At 64.0% G+C, this 20,079-nt stretch carries 20 protein-coding genes and 1 tRNA gene; 13 read left to right on the top strand and 8 right to left on the bottom strand.

What is annotated here, in order from left to right; genetic code table 11:
* The first annotated feature begins 2 nt into the window (after positions 1-2).
* Genes NKI61_RS18805 through NKI61_RS18795 form a run of 3 tightly spaced genes read left to right on the top strand, consistent with a single transcriptional unit; the run spans position 3 to position 2,679 of the window.
* A complete protein-coding gene (locus NKI61_RS18805) occupies positions 3-851 on the top strand; it encodes an ABC transporter permease (RefSeq protein ID WP_023746532.1) in 849 nt (282 codons plus the stop codon).
* Between the two features lie 40 nt (positions 852-891).
* Positions 892-1,890 carry an ABC transporter substrate-binding protein gene (locus tag NKI61_RS18800; protein ID WP_023746533.1) on the top strand — a complete coding sequence of 333 codons (999 nt, stop codon included), beginning with the start codon at positions 892-894 and terminating at the stop codon, positions 1,888-1,890.
* Positions 1,891-1,914: 24 nt separating this feature from the next.
* Positions 1,915-2,679, top strand: coding sequence for an ABC transporter ATP-binding protein (locus tag NKI61_RS18795; RefSeq protein ID WP_023683542.1), 765 nt, complete (start codon positions 1,915-1,917; stop codon positions 2,677-2,679).
* A 42-nt stretch (positions 2,680-2,721) separates the two neighbouring features.
* On the opposite strand, the gene NKI61_RS18790 is transcribed toward NKI61_RS18795, so the two are convergent.
* The 4 genes from NKI61_RS18790 to NKI61_RS18775 form a co-directional block, all read right to left on the bottom strand.
* A complete protein-coding gene (locus tag NKI61_RS18790; protein ID WP_245261929.1) occupies positions 2,722-3,057 on the bottom strand; it encodes a hypothetical protein in 336 nt (111 codons plus the stop codon).
* Between the two features lie 1,088 nt (positions 3,058-4,145).
* Entirely contained in the window at positions 4,146-4,802 is a 657-nt protein-coding gene (locus tag NKI61_RS18785) for an outer membrane protein (protein WP_023688264.1), read from the bottom strand.
* A gap of 198 nt (positions 4,803-5,000) precedes the next feature.
* Positions 5,001-5,076: transfer RNA gene (locus NKI61_RS18780), tRNA-Ala, on the bottom strand.
* A 173-nt stretch (positions 5,077-5,249) separates the two neighbouring features.
* Positions 5,250-5,642, bottom strand: a complete 393-nt coding sequence (locus NKI61_RS18775; protein WP_023683538.1) for a TIGR02300 family protein — start codon at positions 5,640-5,642, stop codon at positions 5,250-5,252.
* A gap of 206 nt (positions 5,643-5,848) precedes the next feature.
* On the opposite strand from NKI61_RS18775, the gene aroA reads away from it, so the two are divergent.
* From aroA to NKI61_RS18755, 4 genes are all read left to right on the top strand, one after another.
* Positions 5,849-7,207 carry a 3-phosphoshikimate 1-carboxyvinyltransferase gene (gene aroA / locus NKI61_RS18770; RefSeq protein WP_023815974.1) on the top strand — a complete coding sequence of 453 codons (1,359 nt, stop codon included), beginning with the start codon at positions 5,849-5,851 and terminating at the stop codon, positions 7,205-7,207.
* A gap of 240 nt (positions 7,208-7,447) precedes the next feature.
* Positions 7,448-8,092, top strand: a complete 645-nt coding sequence (gene cmk, locus NKI61_RS18765) for a (d)CMP kinase (protein WP_023671315.1) — start codon at positions 7,448-7,450, stop codon at positions 8,090-8,092.
* Positions 8,093-8,296: 204 nt separating this feature from the next.
* A complete protein-coding gene (gene rpsA, locus NKI61_RS18760) occupies positions 8,297-9,994 on the top strand; it encodes a 30S ribosomal protein S1 (RefSeq protein ID WP_023671316.1) in 1,698 nt (565 codons plus the stop codon).
* A gap of 246 nt (positions 9,995-10,240) precedes the next feature.
* Positions 10,241-11,062: an MOSC domain-containing protein gene (locus tag NKI61_RS18755; protein WP_352840251.1), complete on the top strand. Its 822-nt coding sequence runs from the start codon at positions 10,241-10,243 to the stop codon at positions 11,060-11,062.
* A 136-nt stretch (positions 11,063-11,198) separates the two neighbouring features.
* Here the strand turns inward: NKI61_RS18755 and NKI61_RS18750 are convergent, their stop codons facing one another.
* The 4 genes from NKI61_RS18750 to NKI61_RS18735 form a co-directional block, all read right to left on the bottom strand.
* Complete coding sequence (locus tag NKI61_RS18750) at positions 11,199-11,906, bottom strand: SDR family NAD(P)-dependent oxidoreductase (RefSeq protein WP_023815973.1); 708 nt, start codon at positions 11,904-11,906, stop codon at positions 11,199-11,201.
* A gap of 189 nt (positions 11,907-12,095) precedes the next feature.
* Entirely contained in the window at positions 12,096-13,676 is a 1,581-nt protein-coding gene (locus tag NKI61_RS18745; protein ID WP_352840249.1) for a 5-guanidino-2-oxopentanoate decarboxylase, read from the bottom strand.
* Positions 13,673-14,341 carry a TetR family transcriptional regulator C-terminal domain-containing protein gene (locus NKI61_RS18740; protein ID WP_352496993.1) on the bottom strand — a complete coding sequence of 223 codons (669 nt, stop codon included), beginning with the start codon at positions 14,339-14,341 and terminating at the stop codon, positions 13,673-13,675. Before NKI61_RS18740 ends, NKI61_RS18745 begins: the two co-directional genes overlap by 4 nt.
* Complete coding sequence (locus NKI61_RS18735; protein WP_352496992.1) at positions 14,311-15,183, bottom strand: dimethylarginine dimethylaminohydrolase family protein; 873 nt, start codon at positions 15,181-15,183, stop codon at positions 14,311-14,313. The genes NKI61_RS18740 and NKI61_RS18735 overlap by 31 nt, the downstream gene beginning before the upstream one ends.
* Between NKI61_RS18735 and NKI61_RS18730 the strand changes: the two genes are divergently transcribed.
* The 6 genes from NKI61_RS18730 to NKI61_RS18705 all read left to right on the top strand — a co-directional run bounded on the left by NKI61_RS18730 (position 15,110) and on the right by NKI61_RS18705 (position 19,856).
* Positions 15,110-15,265 carry a hypothetical protein gene (locus NKI61_RS18730; RefSeq protein WP_196813600.1) on the top strand — a complete coding sequence of 52 codons (156 nt, stop codon included), beginning with the start codon at positions 15,110-15,112 and terminating at the stop codon, positions 15,263-15,265. The two genes, NKI61_RS18735 and NKI61_RS18730, sit on opposite strands and share 74 nt — an antisense overlap.
* Positions 15,266-15,409: 144 nt before the next feature.
* Positions 15,410-16,225, top strand: a complete 816-nt coding sequence (locus NKI61_RS18725; RefSeq protein WP_023671322.1) for an ABC transporter ATP-binding protein — start codon at positions 15,410-15,412, stop codon at positions 16,223-16,225.
* A 54-nt stretch (positions 16,226-16,279) separates the two neighbouring features.
* The gene (locus NKI61_RS18720) at positions 16,280-17,080 is read left to right on the top strand and encodes a transporter substrate-binding domain-containing protein (protein WP_023671323.1); all 801 of its coding nucleotides are present in this window, start codon (positions 16,280-16,282) and stop codon (positions 17,078-17,080) included.
* A gap of 139 nt (positions 17,081-17,219) precedes the next feature.
* Positions 17,220-17,933: an ABC transporter permease gene (locus NKI61_RS18715; protein ID WP_196813869.1), complete on the top strand. Its 714-nt coding sequence runs from the start codon at positions 17,220-17,222 to the stop codon at positions 17,931-17,933.
* Entirely contained in the window at positions 17,933-18,742 is an 810-nt protein-coding gene (locus tag NKI61_RS18710) for an ABC transporter permease (protein ID WP_023729737.1), read from the top strand. Before NKI61_RS18715 ends, NKI61_RS18710 begins: the two co-directional genes overlap by 1 nt.
* A 112-nt stretch (positions 18,743-18,854) precedes the next feature.
* Positions 18,855-19,856: an Ldh family oxidoreductase gene (locus NKI61_RS18705; protein WP_023745829.1), complete on the top strand. Its 1,002-nt coding sequence runs from the start codon at positions 18,855-18,857 to the stop codon at positions 19,854-19,856.
* Positions 19,857-20,079: the final 223 nt, after the last annotated feature.

The following is a 20,079-nucleotide window of genomic DNA, read 5'->3' as shown; positions in this document are numbered from 1 at the left end:
CAATGACGTTGCAGCACATCGATCGGCAAATCACGGTTCGCCGCGGTGGTGGCGAAACCGGGCTCGGCACCGACTTCCTGAACCTCGGTAGCAAGGCGGCTTTTCGCTTCCTGAAGCGCTACGGCGTGCTTGCCGGCTTCCTGGCGCTCTGGCAGGTGGCGAGCAGCGTCGGATGGGTCAACGCGGCGGTGCTGCCGCCGATCGACATGATCGTCGAAGCGCTCTGGAAGGGGCTTGCCGGCGGCAGCCTGCTCGGCGACATCGCCATCAGCCTGCAGCGCGCCGGCATCGCCTTTGCCGCAGCCGTCGCCGTCGCCATTCCGCTCGGCCTGTTCATGGGCCAGGTGCGCCCGGTCGAAACCGCGCTCGATCCGATCCTGCAGGTGTTCCGGCAGACCTCTGCACTGGCGCTCTACCCGGTGTTCATCCTGCTCTTGGGACTTGGCGAGACCTCGAAGATCTTCGTCATCTTCTGGGCGACGCTGTTTCCGCTGCTGCTCAACACCACCAGCGGCGTCAAGGAAGTCGATCCCAAGCTGCTTGAAATGGCGCGCGTCTATGGTGCGAGCCGGCTCACCGTGTTTCGCCGCGTCGTACTGCCGGGCGCCGTGCCGTCGATCTTCGTCGGCTTGCGGCTGAGCGCCACCACGGCGCTGCTGCTGCTGATCGCGTCCGAGATGATCGGTGCCAACAAGGGCATCGGCTTCCAGGTGATGAACGCGCAGTACAATTTCCAGATCCCGCTGATGTTTGCGGCAATCGTCATCCTCGCCGGGCTTGGCCTGATCGCCAATCAGGCATTGGTCACCCTGCAGCGGCGGCTCTGTCGCTGGAGCAATCCTGTCAACTGAGCAGTCCGCCCCTCACCGTTTACCTCACAAGGACCCGATCATGAAAATCACCCGCCGTTCGCTGCTTGCCGGCGCGCCGCTTGCCGCCGGCCTCATCGCCGCCGGCCTGCCGCGCCTGGCCTTTGCGCAAGCCGCAGCCGTCAAGTTCCGCTACCTCGCCAGCCGTGGCAGCATCTCCCCGCATGAGCTGGCCGACGAGCTCGGCTACTTCAAAGGGCTCGGCGTCGAGCTGGAGAATGTCGGCTATTCCTCGGGTGGACCGGAATCGCTGTTTGCGCTGTCTTCCGGCAGCGTCGACATCGGCTCGGCCGCCACCGCGGCGGTGATCAACTCGATGTCGGGCGGCAACGACTTCGTCGCGGCGTATCCGAGCAACGGCATCAACAAGGATGTGAAGAGCGTCTTCTACGTGCTGGAAGACAGCCCGATCAAATCGATCGCCGACATTGCCGGCAAGACCATCTCGGTCAACACGCTCGGCGCTCATCTCGACTATACGGTGCGTGAGGCCCTGCACAGCGTCGGCCTGCCGCCGACCGCCGCCAACCTCATTGTCGTGCCCGGCCCGCAGCTTGAGCAGACGCTGCGCTCGCGCCAAGTCGACATTGCCGGCCTCGGCTACTGGCAGGCGACCTTTGCCGGCGCGCTGGTCGCCAATGGCGGCGTGCGCGGCGTGTTCGACGACACGCAGGTGCTCGGCGAACTCGCCGGCGGCTTCGTCGTGCTCAGGCGCGACTTCATTGCCGCCAACCCGGATGCGGCGCGCAACTTCGTCGAACAGTCGGCGCGCGCCTCGGACTGGTCGCGCCAGAACCCGGACGAAGCCCGCAAGGTGCTGGCCACTATCCTCGACAAGCGCGGTGAAAACGGCGATCTCGCCCGCTACTGGACCGGCTTTGGTCTGCGCGAAGGTGCGCAGGCGACCGACCGCGACATCGACTTCTGGGTCGCCGTGCTGGAGCGCGACGGCCGTCTGGCCAAGGGCAAGCTGAAAGCCGCCGACATTCTGTACCGGCCCGGCGAAACCAAGATCAACTGAGCTCTGAAATAGCTGAGAGATGAGATGACCGGTTCCAACCGCGGCGGGGAGGTCTCGATCCGCGACCTGTCCAAATCCTTCAGCCTCGGCGGGCGCCAGCTTGCCGTGCTGCGGACGCTCAACCTCGACATTCGTTCGGGGGAATGCCTGGTCATTGTCGGCGCCAGCGGCTCCGGCAAGACCACGCTGCTGCGTATTCTGGCCGGGCTGGAGGCGGCCGACAGCGGCGGTGTCGCGATCGACGGCCAGCCGGTGCATGGCGTCGGCGCCGAGCGTGCCGTGATCTTCCAGGAGCCGCGGCTGCTGCCGTGGCTGAGCGTGCTCGGCAATGTCGCGTTCGGCCTCGAAGTGCGCGGTGTTCCCAAGAGGCAGGCCGAGGAACGCGCCCGCTTCTACGTCGCCCTGGTCGGCCTTGCCGAATTCGCGGATGCTTTTCCGAGCCAGCTTTCCGGCGGCATGGCGCAGCGCGTCGGCATCGCCCGGGCGCTCACCGTGCAGCCCGAAATCCTTCTGCTCGACGAGCCGCTCGGGGCGCTGGACGCCATGACCAAGATCGGCATGCAGGAGGAACTGGCGCGCATCTGGAGCGAAGAGAACGTCACCATGGTGATGGTCACCCACGATCTGGAGGAGGCGATCTATCTGGCTGACCGCGTGCTGATCCTGCCCAAGGAGAAAGGCGGCGCGGCGCGGTTGATCGACATCGACCTGCCACGCCCGCGCGAGCGCAGCGAGAGCCGCTTCGTGCGCTATCGCGAAGAACTGCTGCGCGAATTCGGCCTGCACTGATCGGGGCAGGCGCGAACCGTAGGCTGACACTCGCTCTCGCGATTACTGCTTGGTGAACGTGCCCGTATAGGTGCGGTCGGCAAGCCCATAGGTGACGGCCAGCGTTCCGTCCGCCTGAATGACCGCGCTGACGTCCGCGCCATTGGGAAGGCGCCGCAGTTTCAGCGTGTTGCCGAAAATCTTGCCTTCGCCATCTGCCACGCCCGGTTTGTTGTCGCCGACATTGCCCCAGGCATAGGTGGCGGTGACATTGCCGCCGCGCGTAATCGTCAGCACGGCGAGCTTGCCGTCATACATCCCGTCCAGCTGTCCGCCCCATATGCCGGAAAACGCGACATATTTGGCCGGGACGCCTTCGCCCGGGGGCATGACCCGCACGGATGGATCGAGGACCGCCGCACCATCCGGAGCAGAGATCGCGGCAGGCGCCATGGGCTGAGGTGCGGGCGCTGGCGGCGGCGATGATGGTTCAGGCGCCGACTGGCAGGCGACAAGCATGAATGCCGCGAAACCGAGCGTCGGAAAGAGACTGTTTGGTGGAGCCAATCGGGATCGAACCGACGACCTCTTGAATGCCATTCATAGGGCCTTTCTTTCGTTCTGTTTCCGTGCGTTGCAGCCAGTGTCCGGGAAGTTATTAGTTTCAACGCAAATCAGCTACGGTGCTTCCGTGAGTGTCGCCGGGTTGTCTATTTTATGGTGCCCTGGCGGTGCCCCGACCCTCCAAGCGGTGCCACAGTATGTCCGAAGGCGCCAAATCAGTCAAAATCACAAAGCGCGTGGTGGGCGCTACGAAGCCGAACGGCACGGACTTCTGTATTCGACAGCGAGCGGATCGGGTTTGGCCTTCGCGTTCGCGCCACCGGCGGCATTTCGTGTTATCTTGCGCTACCGAGCCTGGTCCGGGCGATCTGCGTGACAATTGCCAAGGTTGGCAAGGTGACGGCCACTCACGCGCTCGACGTGACGACTTAGCAGGCGTAGGTCTATGGGAGCCTTGGAGAGCGGTGGCTGGTAAGCCAGGCAGGTAAAGGGACCATCCAACCCGCCGCTCGTTCGTCTATGCTGGCTCATTCCAGCTACTCCAGACCGATTGCCCCCAGCTCAAGCTGGCGGGCTTTTTCGTGCGGCCCAAGAACATCCTTGGAGCGAGGATGTTCAGTCGCACCCGGACGTTCTTCATCGGTCGCCCGTGCTTTTCGCCCTTATTATTTTCTCTGCCGCCGGCGCCACTGTCTGTTGTCGGTGGCGAGGCCGCTATCACCTTCTGAGCGGGCTAGCGAGGGAGTGCCTTCGACGGTGAAGACGATTCCGGCCTCTTCAAACGCTTTGCGGACTGCCGCGATATCGTGAGGACGCGATTTCCTGAATCCGTTCTCGAGACCGCTGATCGCCATTCCGCTAAGGTCGACCTTTGCGGCAAGTCGCACACGCGACCAGTTCAGCAAGGCTCGTGCTGCTAACAGCTAGAATTTCATCGCGACGCCGACGCGGAAGTCGTGCGTCTGAACCGTGTGTTCGAGTGTGCACCCGCCACCGCAATATTCGAGCGATTTCTTGCCAAAGAAGGAGAAATCATACTCTCCGCGCAAAAACACGTTGTGGGTGAGTGCGACGTCTAAACCTGCTCCAACGATGCCGCCTACCAAGGTGGCATCGCGCTCCGCGTCACCACCTGGATAGAACGTCTTCAACTTTGCGGCGGTTACCCCCGCCGTGACGAACGGCATGTACGCTCCCATGTCCATTCCGACTCGACCCTTTACAGAGCCAAACAACCCGGTGGAAGCGTCGAGGACGCCTGGGCCAGGAATGTCGTTGAAGGTGTTCTTCTTGAAGCGATACCCAAGCTCGCCTTCGACGCCGTAGACAATCTTGCCCGACTGGAAGTTATAGCCCGCAAAGCCGCCGATTGTTGCCGAGCCGGGGCTGTGGGTAGCTCCGGCGCCAATGTTCGGCTCATGGATCTTGTAGTGCTCCAGCGTTCCCGCGCCGAAGATACCAGCGTAAGGTCCTTGCCAGGTCCATTCAGGGGTGTCCACAGGAGCAGTAATGGTGTCGGCGGCGATTGCCGGCGCGGTCACCGAAAGCGCGATAAGTGAAGCGAAAAGAAAGGCTTTCATCGGAATCCCCAGCAGAATGTCAGGCAACTAGTAGAATATGCCTGCAACTTTGTATGTAGCTAGGAAGCCACACCTGTCGGCAAAGTGTGCCCGCAGTGGAATCCGTCGACGTGAAACACTGCGGTGCCCCGGAACTAATCACAGTAACAGCGTTAAGCCAGCCGCGATGCTAAATGCATGGAAACATTGCAGACTGTTTGGTGGAGCCAATCGGGATCGAACCGACGACCTCTTGAATGCCATTCAAGCGCTCTCCCAACTGAGCTATGGCCCCACTCCGGCAGTCAGCCGTCGCCGTTGCCGGCGAGAGGTCCGGCGCGGGTTTCAGGACCGCGCCGTTTAGTGCAGGCGGCTTCTAACCCCGCCTTCCCTGAAGATCAAGCCTTCGAGGGCCGCTTTTTCGTCATAGCCCGTGAACGCCGCTAAATGCATGCGTTCGAAGCGTTCTTAGACTTCGTCGTCGTCGTCGCCGACGCCGATCATGTCGGCGACATCGTCGTCTTCTTCCTCTTCGTCCGCAAGGAAAGTATCGTCCTCATCGTCGCCTAGATCGACATCGTCCTCGTCGTCGCCCAGGTCGGGAAGCTCGTCGCCGGCCTTGACGTCTTCGTCGGCCTCTTCAAGCGAGACGACTTCAACGCCTTCTTCTTCCTCGGCGTCCACTTCCTTCTCGGCCACTTCCTCTTCCTCTTCGAGGGCGGCGATCTTGCCGTCCTCGAAATAGGAACGAGGATACGTCTTGCCCGTATAGGGCGAGACGATAGGGTCCTTGTTCAGGTCGTAGAATTTTCGGCCCGTTTCAGGGTCGACACGCTTTGTGCCAAGTTCGTTTTTTGCCACGTCAAGCCTCGTCAGTAAAAGAGTGGTCCCCTTAACCACAGTTTACCGCGCTGTCAAAGCGAAAAGCCGGCGTCACAAAACCAAGCACTGAAAGGCCTCGCGCCAAGCGGCGCCCATGGGGATGACCATTTCCCCCCGCCGTGATACGAGACCGCCGCAACAAATGAAAAGCGCCGGTGCGCCGGCATTCCGTCCAGGGAAATTCCATGTCTCACGCCGCCGCTGCCAAGCCGGCCACCGCCCGCAAATCATCTGCCCTTTCCGGCACCGCGCGGGTGCCGGGCGACAAGTCGATTTCGCACCGTTCCATGATGTTCGGCGGGCTCGCGTCCGGCGAAACCCGCGTCACCGGCCTGCTCGAAGGCGAGGATGTGATGCGCACGGCTGCCGCCATGAAGGCGATGGGCGCGCATATCGAGAAGCGCGGCGCCGAGTGGGTGATCCGCGGCACCGGCAATGGCGCGCTGCTGCAGCCGGAAGGCCCGCTCGATTTCGGCAATGCCGGCACCGGCTCCCGCCTCACAATGGGCCTTGTCGGCACTTACGACATGGAAACCACCTTCATCGGCGACGCATCGCTGTCGGGACGGCCGATGGGCCGCGTGCTCGAACCCTTGCGCCAGATGGGCGTGCAGGTGCTGAAGGCGACGCCGGGCGACCGCATGCCGATCACGCTGCATGGGCCGAAACACGCCGCACCCATTACCTACCGCGTGCCGATGGCCTCGGCGCAGGTGAAGTCGGCCGTGCTGCTGGCAGGCCTAAACACGCCCGGCATCACCACCGTGATCGAGCCGGTGATGACGCGCGATCATACCGAAAAGATGCTTAGGGGATTTGGCGCCAATCTCTCGGTCGAGACCGACGAGCGCGGCGTGCGCCACATCTTCATCGAGGGCCAGGGCAAATTGACGGGGCAGACCATCGCCGTGCCCGGCGACCCCTCCTCGGCCGGCTTCCCGCTGGTCGCGGCCCTGATCGTGCCGGGTTCGGACATCCTCATCGAGAACGTGCTGATGAACCCGACCCGCACAGGCCTGCTTTTGACACTGCAGGAAATGGGCGGCCAGATCGACATCTTGAACCCGCGCAATGCCGGCGGCGAGGATGTCGCCGATCTGCGCGTGCGCTACTCCGAGCTCAAGGGCGTCACCGTGCCGCCCGAGCGGGCGCCGTCGATGATCGACGAATATCCGGTGCTGGCAGTTGCCGCGAGCTTCGCCGAGGGCGAGACGTTGATGCAGGGGCTGGAAGAGCTGCGGGTGAAGGAATCCGACCGACTGGCAGCGGTTGCCAATGGGCTGAAGCTCAACGGCGTCGACTGCACCGAAGGCGAAGCTTCGCTCGCGGTGCGCGGAAAGCCCGGCGGCAAGGGGCTGGGCGGCCATCCCAACGGCCAGGACACGACGGTGCAGACGCATCTCGACCATCGTATCGCCATGAGCTTCCTGGTGATGGGGCTGGCAACGGAAAAGCCGGTGACCATCGACGACGCCGCCATGATCGCGACGAGTTTCCCGGAGTTCATGGGTCTGATGACGGGGCTCGGTGCGGAGATCGGGTAGGTTGATGCTAAGCGCAAAGCAAGCAGAGATGTCGGCGGGACAGCGCCCCCCTCTGTCCTGCCGGACATCTCCCCCTCAAGGGGGGAGATCGGCCGTCACAGCGGCTTTCGCCAGTTTTCGAAATTGCAGGAAAGAGTGGGGCGCAGAAGCTTCTGATCTCCCCCCTGGAGGGGGAGATGTCCGGCAGGACAGAGGGGGGCGCGAAGGATCGCGGCGTCTGTCTTTCGTGTTGGCCCGCCAATGACCTTCACCATAGCCATCGACGGACCCGCCGGCGCCGGCAAAGGCACGCTGGCCCGACGTCTGGCCGACCACTACCGCCTCAACCTGCTCGACACCGGCCTCACCTACCGCGCCGTCGCCTATGCGTTGATCCGGCACGCGCTGCCACTCGACAATGTCTCAGCAGCCGAAACCGCCGCACGCCAGGTCGATCTGGCAAAGCTCGACCGTGCGGTGCTGTCGGCGCATGCGGTTGGCGAGGCGGCCTCGAAGGTCGCGATTTACCCTACCGTCCGGCGCATCCTGGTCGAAAAGCAGCGCGATTTCGCCAGGACACCGCCAGGCGCGGTGCTCGACGGGCGCGACATCGGCACGGTCGTGTGCCCTGACGCCGACATAAAGCTCTATGTGACGGCGAGCGCCGAAGTGCGGGCGCAGCGCCGGCTGGCCGAGATCGAAAGCATCGGCGGCACCGCCGATTTCGCCGAAATCCTTGCCGATATTGTGCGCCGCGACGAGCGCGACATGGGCCGCGCCGACTCGCCGCTGAAGCCGGCGGCGGACGCGCACTTGCTTGATACCTCCGAAATGGCTATAGAGGCCGCGTTTCTAGCGGCCAAAGCGATCATCGACGACGCCCTGGCCAAGAGAGACAAAGCCTGATCCAGGGTTTTCCCGCTCCACCGATTGCCGGAAGCGAAGAAAATACCCATATCGGGCACGAACCAGCCTGCCAGCATTCTTCATGCGCCGGAATTGCCGCTTAGGCGGCCCAGGGCTTTTGTAGCCCGGAACGCCGGCAGGCCAACGCAACGCTAACCCACGGCGCCCGTCCCGCTTCAGATGCGGGGCACTCCAGGAGAAAATATGTCAGCTGCAAATCCCACTCGCGACGATTTCGCGAGCCTGCTCGAAGAATCATTTACCACCGGTCACTCCGGCGAAGGTCAGGTCGTCAAGGGCACGATCCTGGCGATCGAAAAAGACATGGCCATCATCGATGTCGGCCTCAAGGTCGAAGGCCGCGTGCCGCTGAAGGAATTCGGCGTCAAGGGCAAGGACTCGACGCTCAAGGTCGGCGACACGGTCGAGGTCATGGTCGAGCGCATCGAAAACGCGCTGGGCGAAGCCGTCCTGTCGCGCGACAAGGCCCGCCGCGAAGAGAGCTGGGTCAAGCTCGAAGAGAAGTTCACCAAGGGTGAGCGCGTCGAAGGCGTCATCTTCAACCAGGTCAAGGGCGGCTTCACCGTCGACCTCGACGGCGCCGTGGCGTTCCTGCCGCGCAGCCAGGTCGATATCCGCCCGATCCGCGACGTCTCCCCGCTGATGCACAACCCGCAGCCCTTCGAGATCCTCAAGATGGATCGCCGCCGCGGCAACATCGTTGTGTCGCGCCGCACCGTGCTCGAGGAAAGCCGCGCCGAACAGCGTTCGGAAATCGTGCAGAACCTCGAAGAAGGCCAGGTTGTCGAAGGCGTCGTCAAGAACATCACCGATTACGGTGCGTTCGTCGACCTCGGCGGCATCGACGGCCTGCTGCATGTCACCGACATGGCATGGCGCCGCGTCAACCATCCGACCGAAATCCTCAACATCGGTCAGACGGTCAAGGTGCAGATCATCCGCATCAACCAGGAAACCCACCGTATCTCGCTCGGCATGAAGCAGCTCGAGAGCGATCCGTGGTCCGAGATCGGCACCAAGTTCCCGATCGGCAAGAAGATCAAGGGTACCGTCACCAACATCACCGACTACGGCGCGTTCGTCGAGCTGGAGCCGGGCATCGAAGGCCTCATCCACGTTTCGGAAATGTCGTGGACCAAGAAGAACGTGCATCCCGGCAAGATCCTGTCGACGACGCAGGAAGTCGACGTTGTCGTGCTCGAGGTCGATCCGGCTAAGCGCCGCATCTCGCTCGGCCTCAAGCAGACGCTGGAAAACCCGTGGCAGGCTTTCGCCGCGAGCCATCCGGTCGGCAGCCAGGTCGAGGGCGAGGTCAAGAACAAGACCGAGTTCGGCCTGTTCATCGGCCTCGAAGGTGACGTGGACGGCATGGTGCACCTTTCCGACCTCGACTGGACCCGTCCGGGCGAGCAGGTCATCGAAGAGTACAATCGCGGCGACATGGTCAAGGCGCAGGTGCTCGACGTCGACATCGACAAGGAGCGCATCTCGCTCGGCATCAAGCAACTGGCCAAGGATACGGTCGGCGAAGCCGCGACTTCAGGCGAACTGCGCAAGAACGCGGTGGTCACCTGCGAAGTCACCGGCATCAAGGATGGCGGTCTGGAAGTGCGGCTGGTCGACAGCGGCATCGAGACCTTCATCAAGCGCAACGACCTCAGCCGTGACCGTGACGAGCAGCGCCCCGAGCGCTTCTCGGTCGGCCAGAAGCTGGACGCCCGCGTCATCGCCTTCGACAAGAAGACCCGCAAGCTGCAGGTCTCGATCAAGGCGCTGGAAATCGCCGAAGAGAAGGAAGCCGTCGCACAGTACGGCTCGACCGACTCCGGCGCTTCGCTGGGCGACATCCTTGGCGCCGCGCTGAAGAAGCAGGGAAGCTAAGCCGCTTGGCGCGCAGCGCGTAAGTCGCTTCGCGCAAGCTAGGCCTCGGCTGCGCCTCGCGCGCAGCCTGAACAAGAAAACCCGCGGGCCGCAAGGCTCGCGGGTTTTTCATGCTCGGCTGCGCGATTGGCACAAGACTAAGACCGTGCAACCCCTTCAATTCCGCACGCGCGGTTGTAGGCTCGGCCGTCGTTGCAGACGTAAACACGGAAGGCCGGCCCTTCGGGCAACGGAGAAGCATGCGGGATGAAGGTCGTCGAACTCTATCGCTATCCGGTCAAGAGCCTGCGCGGCCATGCCGTGCCGAGCGCCGACATCGAGACAATGGGCATGGAAGGCGACCGCCGCTGGATGGTCGTCGACAAGGATGGGCAGTTCCTCACCATTCGCCAGACACCCGATATGACGACGATCGACGTCGAGCATCGCGGAACGGGCGTCCTGTTGAAACATGACAGGCATGGCTCGCACTTCGTCGAGGCACCGGCTCCCGGCACCGCGCTCCGGCAAGTCAAGATCTGGAAGGATATGGTTGCCGCGCGGCCGGGCGATCCGGCCGCCGGCGCCTATCTCTCGGCTATTGTTGGCCGGCCCGTCGATCTCGTCTATTTCGACGATCCGCGAAGCCGGCCGGTCGATGCGGAATTCGGCCAGCCTGGCGATTACGTCGGCTTTGCCGACGGTTTTCCGCTGCTGATCGCCACGACGGGCTCGCTGAACCATCTGAACAGCCATCTTGCCAGGCCTATCGAGATGGCGCGGTTCCGGCCAAACATCGTCGTCGACGCAGAAGGCGCATGGCTTGAAGACAGCTGGAAGACGATCCGCATCGGCACGGTGGAGTTGCGGATCGCAAAGCCCTGCTCGCGCTGCGTCATCACCACCCGAGATCCGTTGAGCGGCGAGCAGCCGGACCCGCGCGAGCCGTTGCAGACGCTTGGCAAACTCCACCGCTCCGCCAAGGGCGGCATCATCTTCGGCCAGAATGCCATTCCCAACAACGCCGGCGCGATCGCCATCGGCGACGCAGTCGAGGTCGTGCAAGTGGGGGTCTCGAACCTGACGTAATCGCAGGCCTTCTAATGCCGTGGAGGCGTCGGCGGTCGCCATGATTGGATGGCCAACCTCCGCTGTAGATCAGGCGAGGTCGGCAAAGGCCGCCATCGGAAGCCAAACCAAATGAGCCGCTCTGGGCGGCGGAACTTCAGGCGCGGCCGTAGAGCGGCACCAGCGTGCCGTTCATCGCCAGATTGGCCGGTGATGCCAGATAGGCGATTGCCTCGGCGGCGGCTTCGAGGCTGACCCATTTGCCGAAATCGGCGTCTGGCATGTCGGCGCGGTTGGCCGGCGTATCGAGCGTCGAGGGCGCCACCGCGTTGACCAGTATGCCTTTGTGCTTCAGCTCTTCCGCCATCGCCACGGTCATCGCTGCCACTGCCGCTTTGCTGGCGGCATAGGCGACCATGCCGGCGCCTCGGCGCGGATCGAGCCCAGCACGCGCCGTGACATTGACGATGCGGCCTGCAGTGGCCGAGCCCAGCATGGAGCGCACCGCAGCGCGGCAGCACAGAAAGGCGGTGCGGGCGTTGGTGTCCATCAATTCGGCAAAGGATGCGGATTCGATCTTCTCGACCGGGGCTGCGGCAAAGCCGCCGGCCAGATGGATGGAGGCCCACAATTCGGGGACGCTGTCATAGAAGGCATCGACCTTGGCAGGATCGGCGAGATCGACATTGTGCGCCAGCCGGACGCGATCATGGGCCGCGAAGGGGAAATGCGAGGGGGCCGACGCGTGGGCATTGGGCACATGGCAGATCGCGCCGTCCGCCAGCAATTTGCCGACGACCGCGGCACCCAGCGCCCCGGTGCCACCGGTCACCACGATATGCTTGCCCTGAACTGTTTCCGTCATCCTGGACGCTCCTGTCGTTTCTTATGATTATGCCGCTTGTCGTGCCGCGCCGACGCAGAGCGTCGCGCCTTTTGCACGATCACTCAACCGACATCTCGACATGGCAGTTGTTGCGTCTTTGCATCGCTCGAAGCCGCCGACCGCCCCTTCCGACCCCCCGCGCATGGACATCCGGCGCAGGGCCAGGCGTCAGTCGATGGTGATTTCGATGACGTGCGGCAGTCTGGTTGCGCGTGCGCGCTTGAGCGCATCGGCGAGACCGGCAGTACCGGCAAGCCGCTCGGCTGATATACCATAGGCCTCGGCCAGCTTGCAGAAATCCGGCGGCGCCGGGGACACGCCGACCGGCTCGACGCCGACATCGAGCATCGACGTTTCGATCTCGCGATAGCCTCTGTTGTTCCAGACGACGAAGATGACCGGTGCGGGTGCATCGAGCGCCGCGCCCAGCTCCGGCAAGGTGAACTGAAAGCCGCCGTCGCCGGTGAGGCAAACCACCGGCACGCCGGGCATGGCGAGCGCTGCGCCGATCGCCGCCGGCGGCCCGTAGCCGAGCGCGCCGAAACCGGTGGCGGCGTTGAACCAGCCGCCTGGCCGGTCATGGTCGTAATAGAGATTGGCGGCGTAGATCGGCTGCGTGGAATCGCCGACGATGATGGCGCCCGGCAGTGCGTCGCGGATGGTTTCCACCGCACGCACCTGCGCGGCATAGGCCGGGCTGAGCTCGGCAAAGGCCGCCTTTCTCGACGCGGCTGCGCGGCTCTCGCCGTCCTTCGCTGCGGCATGATCAGGGTGGAGCGCGCCTAGCAGTGCACCAAGCGCCTCCGCGCAATCGGCCTGGATGCCGACGCTCACCGGGCGGCGGGCGAGCTGGTCGGCGCCGATATCGATGCGGATCAAATTGGCGGGCAGCACGAAGCCGCCGTCGCTGTAACCGTCATAGTCGGTCGGGCCGAATTCGGTGCCGGCGGCGATGACCAGATCGGCGTCTGCCATCAGCGCACGCACCGCCTTCAGGCTGGGGCTGGCCGGCACGCAAAGCGGATGCGCGTGCAGCAGACCGCGCGCATTGGCGGTCTGGACGACAGGCGCGCCGAGCCGCTCGGCCAGACGCTGCAGTGGCTGTTCGGCGCGCTTGGCACCGCCACCGGCAAGGATCAGCGGCCGGCGCGCGGCTGCGATCAGTCTGGCGGCCTCGGCAACGGCCGAGCCGTCCGGCGCCGGCGCCGCCGCATTGGTGAGCGAAGCAGCGATGCCATCGGCCGGTTTGACCATGACGTCGGTCGGGATCTCGATATGGACGGGGCCCGGCCGCGACGACGAAAACAGCTCAAAGGCCCGCGCCAGAGCGCCCGGCAATTCGCTGGCCTCGGTGACACGCTGCGAAAACAGCGCCACCTTCTCCATCATGCCGCGCTGGTCCGGCAGTTCGTGCAGGAAGCCCAGCCCCTTGCCCAGCGTCGGCATCGCGTTGACGCCCGAAATCACCAGCACCGGCACCGAATCGGCGCGCGCCTGGCCCATTGCGGTGATGGTGTTGGTCAGCCCCGGTCCGGTGATGACAAAAGCGACGCCCGGCCGGCCGCTGGCGCGGGCATAGCCGTCGGCCATGAAGCCGGCGCCCTGTTCGTGACGCGGCGTGACATGGCGTATCTTTGAACGCGCCAGCCCGCGGTAAAGCTCGACAGTGTGGACGCCAGGAATGCCGAAAACGGTGTTGACGCCATGCGCTTCGAGCAGCGTGATCAGCGCTTCGCCGATGGTGGTCATAGCTTCTCTCCCTTTTGCGGCGCGAGGCCGAGCTCGGCCTCTATGGCTTTGACGCCGATCGCCGCCAATTCGCCAGGCGAGAACATCTCTGCGGCCAGACAGCCTTCGATCCAGAGCCCGTCGATGATCGCGTTGATGGCAATGGCATGGCGGCGCAGTTCATTTGCGTTTGGCCTGCGCTGCTCGGCGCCGAGCACTTCGGCAACGACTGCTTCCACCTCGTTGCGAAAGCCAAGATAGCCTTCGCGGTGGGCGCGAGCCAGGCTCGGATCCGCGCCGGCGCGGCCGATGAAGGTTGCCCAGAGCGAAAACACGCGTGCATCGATGATCGGGGCGTTGAGGTTGGCGGTAACGAAGGCCGCAAGGCGCTGGCGCGGCGCGGCGTCTTCCATGAGCAATGCTGCCTTCGCCTGCTCGGTCATACGGCCCATCAGCGCCGCGTACGCTTCCTGCAGCAAGTCTTCCTTGCCGGGGAAATAGTGCCGGATCAGCCCCGCGGTGACGCCGGCGCGCAGTGCGATGGTGCGCAGGCTGGCGCCCTCCAGCCCATGTTCGGCCACGCAGGCAAGCGTCGCGTCGATCAGATCCTGCCGCCGCCGCTCCTCGCCCTCGCGGCGGAACTTGCGGCGCTCATTCATTGCCGCAGGATGGGCCGCGTCAGGCATGTCGGCCCACCTTCGCAGGCGATGCAGAGGGCATCCGCCTCGAAGATTTGAACCGTGCAGCCGGCGGCTTCCATCGCGGCCTTGGTCTTGGGAAAGCCGGCGACGGCAATGACTTTATGCGGGCTGGTCGGCAGCACGTTCAGGCTGAGGCCGTTGGACGCGGCAAACTCTTCGGCGTCGCCTTCCACCAGCCGGATGCCGCGCGCCTTCAGCAACTGATAGAACGGCGCCGGCAAAAGCGGTGAATAGACCAGGGCCAGGTCGTCGGCCAGCGGGCTGATCACCGACATCAGATGCAGGCACGCCTCCTCGCCCTGCCACAGCGGCAGATCGAAGCCGTAGACGGAAATGCCGAGCGGCGTCAGCAGGTTGGAAACCTGCTGTATGCCTTCCTGGTTGGAGCGCACCCCGCGCCCGATTACCAGCGTGTTTTTATCCAGCCATACGCAATCGCCGCCTTCGACCTGGCCGGGAGCCTCGACGCGGCCGAGGATAGGAATACCCAGGCGTGTGTAGGTTTCCTCATGCAGCGATGGCTCCCGGGCGCGCAATGGCTTGCCCATGGACAGGATCAGCGCGCCGCGGTCGGTCATCAGCGACGGGTCGTGGGTGAATACGGAATCCGACAGCCCATCGGCCTTGTCATCGATCCATTCGATTTCGGCGCCGGACGCCGTCACCAGCTCAGCGAGAGCCGCGTGCTGCGCCGCCGCTTTCGCCGGGTCGAAACCCGGGCCATAGTGCCAGATAACCCGGTCGGCACCGCGCATGGCATTGGCCGCCGACCGCATCAGCACGCGCCGCAACGGCGCCGCCATGGATTGTGATCCGAAAGCGCTCATCAGTGCCCTTTTCAATGCCGTGTTCAAGGTGAAAAAAATGGAAAAAATTTCATCGGAGGCTATTTATACACTTGCACAATAAGGCCGCAAGTGCCGTAATGAGCGGGATTGACGGGCTCGCGCTGTTGGGTCCATGCTGAAGTCTGGAGTGGGCATTACAGCGTATGTTGATTAGCCGGATAGACGTTCGACGATCTGCCGTGGACCCTGTGGCAGAGGTTCCCCGGTGAGCGCGGCGGGAACCGCCGCAGTCCAATCCGGCAAGGCGCAGGACGGCGCCGCCGAAGCCATCCATGTCGAGAACCTGCACAAAAAATTCGGCCATCTGCATGTGCTGAAAGGCGTTTCGCTGTCGGCGCGCGACGGCGAGGTGATCGCCATTATCGGCGGCTCGGGTTCCGGCAAGTCGACGCTGCTGCGCTGCATCAACTGCCTGGAAAACCCGACCAGCGGCATCATCCGCGTCAATGGCGAGGAGATCAAACTCAAGGCCGACAGCCACGGCCACACCGTGCCCGCCGACCGCCGGCAGATCGAACGCATCCGCGCCAAGCTCGGCATGGTGTTCCAGAACTTCAACCTGTGGAGCCACATGACGCTGATCGAGAACGTCATCGAGGTTCCGGTGCATGTTCTGGGCGTCAGGCGCGACGTGGCGATCAGGGAAGCCGAAAAGCTTTTGGCGCGCGTCGGCCTGGCCGAAAAGCGCGACGTCTATCCGGCCTATCTCTCGGGCGGCCAGCAGCAGCGCGCGGCGATCGCCCGCGCCCTGGCCATCAACCCGCGCGTCATGCTGTTCGACGAGCCGACCTCGGCGCTCGACCCGGAGCTGGTCGGCGAGGTGCTGAAGGTGATCGGCGACCTGGCGCGCGAGGGCCGCACCATGGTGCTGGTCACGCATGAAATGAAATTCGCCCGCGAGGTCGCGACCCATGTCGTCTACCTCTGCAACGGGCTGGTCGAGGAAGAGGGGCCGCCGGAGCAGATATTCGGCGCACCGAAATCCGAAAGGCTGAAGCAGTTCATCCGCAACATCGGCTAGGACAAGCCGGGACGGAAGAAAACCGGGAACCAACAACAAACTGGGAGTCGTGACATGAAGACTGTTCTGAAAACATTCGCCGCAGCGCTGCTGCTCGGCGTTGCCGCCATGGGCGTGGCCAAGGCCGATCCGGTCAAGATCGGTGTCGCCGCCGAGCCCTATCCGCCCTTCACCTCGCCGGACGCTTCCGGCAAATGGGTTGGCTGGGAAATCGAGTTCATCGACGCCGTCTGCGCCGAGGAGAAGCTCGACTGCGTCATCACGCCTGTCGCCTGGGACGGCATCATCCCGGCGCTGACGACCAAGAAGATCGACGTCATCGCCAGTTCGATGTCGATCACCGCCGAACGCGAGAAGACCATCGACTTCTCGGATAAGTACTACAACACGCCGACCGCCATCATCGGGCCGAAGGACCAGAAATTCGGCGCCACGCCGGACGATCTCAAGGGCAAAGTGCTCGGGGTGCAGGTGTCGACCACCCATTCGGCCTATGCCAAGAAGCATTTCGGCCCCACGGCCGCCGAGATCAAGGAATACCAGACCCAGGACGAAGCCAACAACGATCTGGCCGCAGGCCGCCTCGACGCCGTCCAGGCGGATTCGATCGCGCTCGACGCATTCCTGAAGTCGGACCAGGGCAAGGCCTGCTGCGATCTGAAGGGCATGGTGGCTCCGGACGATGAAGTGCTCGGACCGGGCGTGGGCGCCGGCGTGCGCAAGGAAGACACCGACCTTAAGGCCAAGATCAACGCCGGCATCAAGGCGATCCGCTCGAACGGCAAATATGACGAGATATCGAAGAAATACTTCGATTTCGACATTTACGGTGGTGGCGGCGCGCAGTCGAACTGACGATCCTCGCATGAGCTAGGGGGCACGGCGTTAGCGCCATGCCTCCCTGCCCCCGCCGGCGCTGCCGTCGGCGGTGGTTGAAGCCAGCAATCCGGGGGCGACGCTGATCGACGCACTTCTTTCGGCCTCGGCGGCCGGCATAATCGAGCTTCTTTCGCCCAATCCGCCGGGCTGGGGCGGCACGCTCTTGCTTGGGCTGCTCCATTCGATCGAGATCGCGCTCGGCGCCACGGTCCTTGGTCTCCTGATCGGCACCGGGGGCGCCTTTGGCAAGCTTTACGGCGGGCCGGTCGTACGCGACTTGCTGGCGGTTTACACCACCATCGTGCGCGCCGTGCCCGAACTGGTGCTGATCCTGCTGCTCTATTATGCCGGAACAGACCTGATCAACCAGGCGCTGACGGCAATGGGCTACCAGCGCGTCGACATCAGCGGCCTTGCGGCAGGCATCGCCGTGCTCGGCTTTGTCCAGGGCGCCTATTCGACCGAAGTGATTCGTGGCGCCATCCTGGCCATACCGCAGGGCCAGATCGAAGCCGCCCGCGCCTATGGCATGTCACCCGGGCTCATGCTGCGGCGCATCACCTTGCCGGCGATGCTGCCCTTCGCCATACCCGGGCTCGCCAATCTGTGGCTGATCGCCACCAAGGATACGGCCCTTCTGGCGGTCGTCGGCTTTTACGAGCTGGCGCTGGCGACGCGGCAGGCGGCGGGCGTCACCAAAGCCTATTTCACCTTCTTTTTCGCCGCGGGCGTGCTCTATCTCATCTTGTCGCTGGTCTCCAACCTCCTCATCGGCCGTCTCGAGGCCTGGTCGCGGCGCGGTATGCCGTCGCTCAAGGATGCGCGCTGATGGCCGGAGAAGCGATCATCATCAATGTTGCCGCGCGGACGTCGCTGTGGCTGCAGCCGCATCGCATCGTGCTGATCCTGATCGCGATCGGGCTGGTGCTGAGCGCCGCCTTCTTCATGCGCTGGGACTGGCTGCCGCAATATTATGAAATGGGGCTTCTCGGCATCTGGCGGTCGCTGTGGATCCTGGCCGTCACCTGCTTTCTCGGCTTCCTGCTCGCCGTGCCGCTCGGGCTCGCGCAGGCCGCCGGCTCTTTCTGGTTTTCCGCGCCCGCCAGGACATTCTGCACCGTCATCAGGGGCACGCCGCTGCTGATCCAGCTATGGCTGCTCTATTACGGGCTGGGCTCGCTGTTTCCGCAATTTCCCTGGATCCGCGAATCCTGGATGTGGCCGTATCTGAGGCAAGCCTGGCCTTATGGAGTGCTGGCGCTGACCTTGTCCTTCGCCGGCTATGAGGGCGAAGTGATGCGCGGCGCCTTTGCCGGCGTGCCGAAGGGGCAGTTAGAGGCGGCCCGCGCCTTCGGCATGAGCCGCTGGAAGATTTTCCGCCGCATCTGGCTGCCGCAGGCCATCTACCGGGCGCTGCCGACGCTGACCGGCGAAACCGTGCTGCAGCTGAAGTCGACGCCGCTGGTGGCGACGATCAGCGTCATCGACATCTTCGCAGTCTCGTCCAAGGTCCGGCAGGACACCTACCTCACCTACGAACCCTTGCTGCTTTTGGCGCTGATCTACATGATCATCACCGGCATACTGGTGTTTGCATTCAGCAAGATCGAGGCGCGCATACCGAACAAGGTGGGCTAGGGAATAGTGAGTAGGCAGTAGTGAGTAGTCAGCATATGACCGGGAAACCGCTTGCTTTCGCTACTCCCTACTGACTACTCCCTAATCACTCACCACCAATCGGGTCCGCACCATGCAACTCTCTCTCGACCAGGCAACAGGGCTGTGCCGGATGGCGGCGCTCGGCGCCGGCGCCAATGAGGAGGCGGCGAAGTCGCTCACCGCCTCGATCATTGCCGCCGAGGCGGAAGGGCTTTCGACCGTCGGGCTGACCCATTTCATCGATTACCTCGAAGCGCTGGAAGCCGGCCGCATCGACGGCAATGCCGATCCCGTGATCACCAGGCCGGCGCTCGCCGTCTATCAATCCGATGCGCGTGGCGGCCTCGCCCATACCGGCTTCGACCGCACCATCGACGACCTCGCCAAGGCGGCAAAGCTGTTCGGCGTCGCCATCTTCTCGCAGAAGAACGCTTATACCTGCGGCGCACTAGGCTATTTCACTGGGCGTCTGGCGCAGCTGGGATTGGTCTCCTTCGCCGCCACCAACGGGCCGGCGGTGCTGGCAGGCTCGGGCTCGGTCAAGCCGGTCTATTGCACCAACCCGATGTCGTTTGCGGCACCCGCCGCCGATGGCGCGCCGCTGGTCATCGACCAGTCGTCGAGCGCCACCGCCTTCGTCAACATCCGCAAGGCGGCCGAGGACGGCAAGAAGATCCCCGAAGGCTGGGCGCTGGACGCCAGCGGCAATCCGACCACCGATCCGGCCGCGGCCATGAAGGGCGCCATGCTGGCCTTCGGCGGCCAGCGTGGCGCCAACATCGCGCTGATGGTCGAAGTCCTGGCTGCCGGCCTGTCGGGCGCCAACTGGTCGCTCGACGCGCCGTGGTTCTCCGGCGGACCGGACAGCCCCGGAACCGGCCTGTTCGTGCTCGCTGTCGAGCCCAAGCTGCTCGACCCGGATTTCGAGCAGCGCATGAAGGACCAGCTCGACCGGCTGCGCCGGCGCTTTGGCGTGCACGTGCCGGGCCGGGCGCGGGCCGAAGCGGCCGAGAAGGCGCAGGCGCGCGGCATCAATGCCTCCAAAGCCGTAGTGCAGCGCATTTCCGAATTCGCCGAGCGCTATTCGGGCTGAAGCAGTCCTGCGACAACGAATTTTTACGCGACCTGGCTGAACCTTTCTACCGATCGCAACGACCAATAGCTGCCGGGTCGGGTTTGCCCGGTCGGTGTCTTCTGTCGGATGCGTTTAGGGCCCGGGCGGGCGTATGCCGTCTCAGGTTATGGTAGTGTGCTGAGAGTTCTGCAAATTCGCTGAGAGGGGGCGGTCATGGCAGGCTGGTGATTGTTCACGTCAC

The organism is Mesorhizobium sp. M0514, assembly GCF_040321145.1.
Taxonomy (GTDB): domain Bacteria; phylum Pseudomonadota; class Alphaproteobacteria; order Rhizobiales; family Rhizobiaceae; genus Mesorhizobium.
The sequence above is the reverse complement of the archived record's forward strand: the minus strand, read 5'-3'. Positions and strand labels throughout refer to the sequence as shown.

What these genes read in the sequence shown, in the direction of transcription:
- NKI61_RS18785 (WP_023688264.1), bottom strand. Translation starts at nt 4,802, where the DNA reads ATGAAAGCCTTTCTTTTCGCTTCACTTATCGCGCTTTCGGTGACCGCG.
- NKI61_RS18745 (WP_352840249.1), bottom strand. Translation starts at nt 13,676, where the DNA reads ATGACCACCATCGGCGAAGCGCTGATCACGCTGCTCGAAGCGCATGGC.
- NKI61_RS18735 (WP_352496992.1), bottom strand. Translation starts at nt 15,183, where the DNA reads ATGAGCGCTTTCGGATCACAATCCATGGCGGCGCCGTTGCGGCGCGTG.
- NKI61_RS18720 (WP_023671323.1), top strand. Translation starts at nt 16,280, where the DNA reads ATGAAGACTGTTCTGAAAACATTCGCCGCAGCGCTGCTGCTCGGCGTT.
- NKI61_RS18705 (WP_023745829.1), top strand. Translation starts at nt 18,855, where the DNA reads ATGCAACTCTCTCTCGACCAGGCAACAGGGCTGTGCCGGATGGCGGCG.
- aroA (WP_023815974.1), top strand. Translation starts at nt 5,849, where the DNA reads ATGTCTCACGCCGCCGCTGCCAAGCCGGCCACCGCCCGCAAATCATCT.
- NKI61_RS18740 (WP_352496993.1), bottom strand. Translation starts at nt 14,341, where the DNA reads ATGCCTGACGCGGCCCATCCTGCGGCAATGAATGAGCGCCGCAAGTTC.
- rpsA (WP_023671316.1), top strand. Translation starts at nt 8,297, where the DNA reads ATGTCAGCTGCAAATCCCACTCGCGACGATTTCGCGAGCCTGCTCGAA.
- NKI61_RS18795 (WP_023683542.1), top strand. Translation starts at nt 1,915, where the DNA reads ATGACCGGTTCCAACCGCGGCGGGGAGGTCTCGATCCGCGACCTGTCC.
- NKI61_RS18800 (WP_023746533.1), top strand. Translation starts at nt 892, where the DNA reads ATGAAAATCACCCGCCGTTCGCTGCTTGCCGGCGCGCCGCTTGCCGCC.
- cmk (WP_023671315.1), top strand. Translation starts at nt 7,448, where the DNA reads ATGACCTTCACCATAGCCATCGACGGACCCGCCGGCGCCGGCAAAGGC.
- NKI61_RS18755 (WP_352840251.1), top strand. Translation starts at nt 10,241, where the DNA reads ATGAAGGTCGTCGAACTCTATCGCTATCCGGTCAAGAGCCTGCGCGGC.
- NKI61_RS18730 (WP_196813600.1), top strand. Translation starts at nt 15,110, where the DNA reads ATGGCATTGGCCGCCGACCGCATCAGCACGCGCCGCAACGGCGCCGCC.
- NKI61_RS18710 (WP_023729737.1), top strand. Translation starts at nt 17,933, where the DNA reads ATGGCCGGAGAAGCGATCATCATCAATGTTGCCGCGCGGACGTCGCTG.
- NKI61_RS18750 (WP_023815973.1), bottom strand. Translation starts at nt 11,906, where the DNA reads ATGACGGAAACAGTTCAGGGCAAGCATATCGTGGTGACCGGTGGCACC.
- NKI61_RS18805 (WP_023746532.1), top strand. Translation starts at nt 3, where the DNA reads ATGACGTTGCAGCACATCGATCGGCAAATCACGGTTCGCCGCGGTGGT.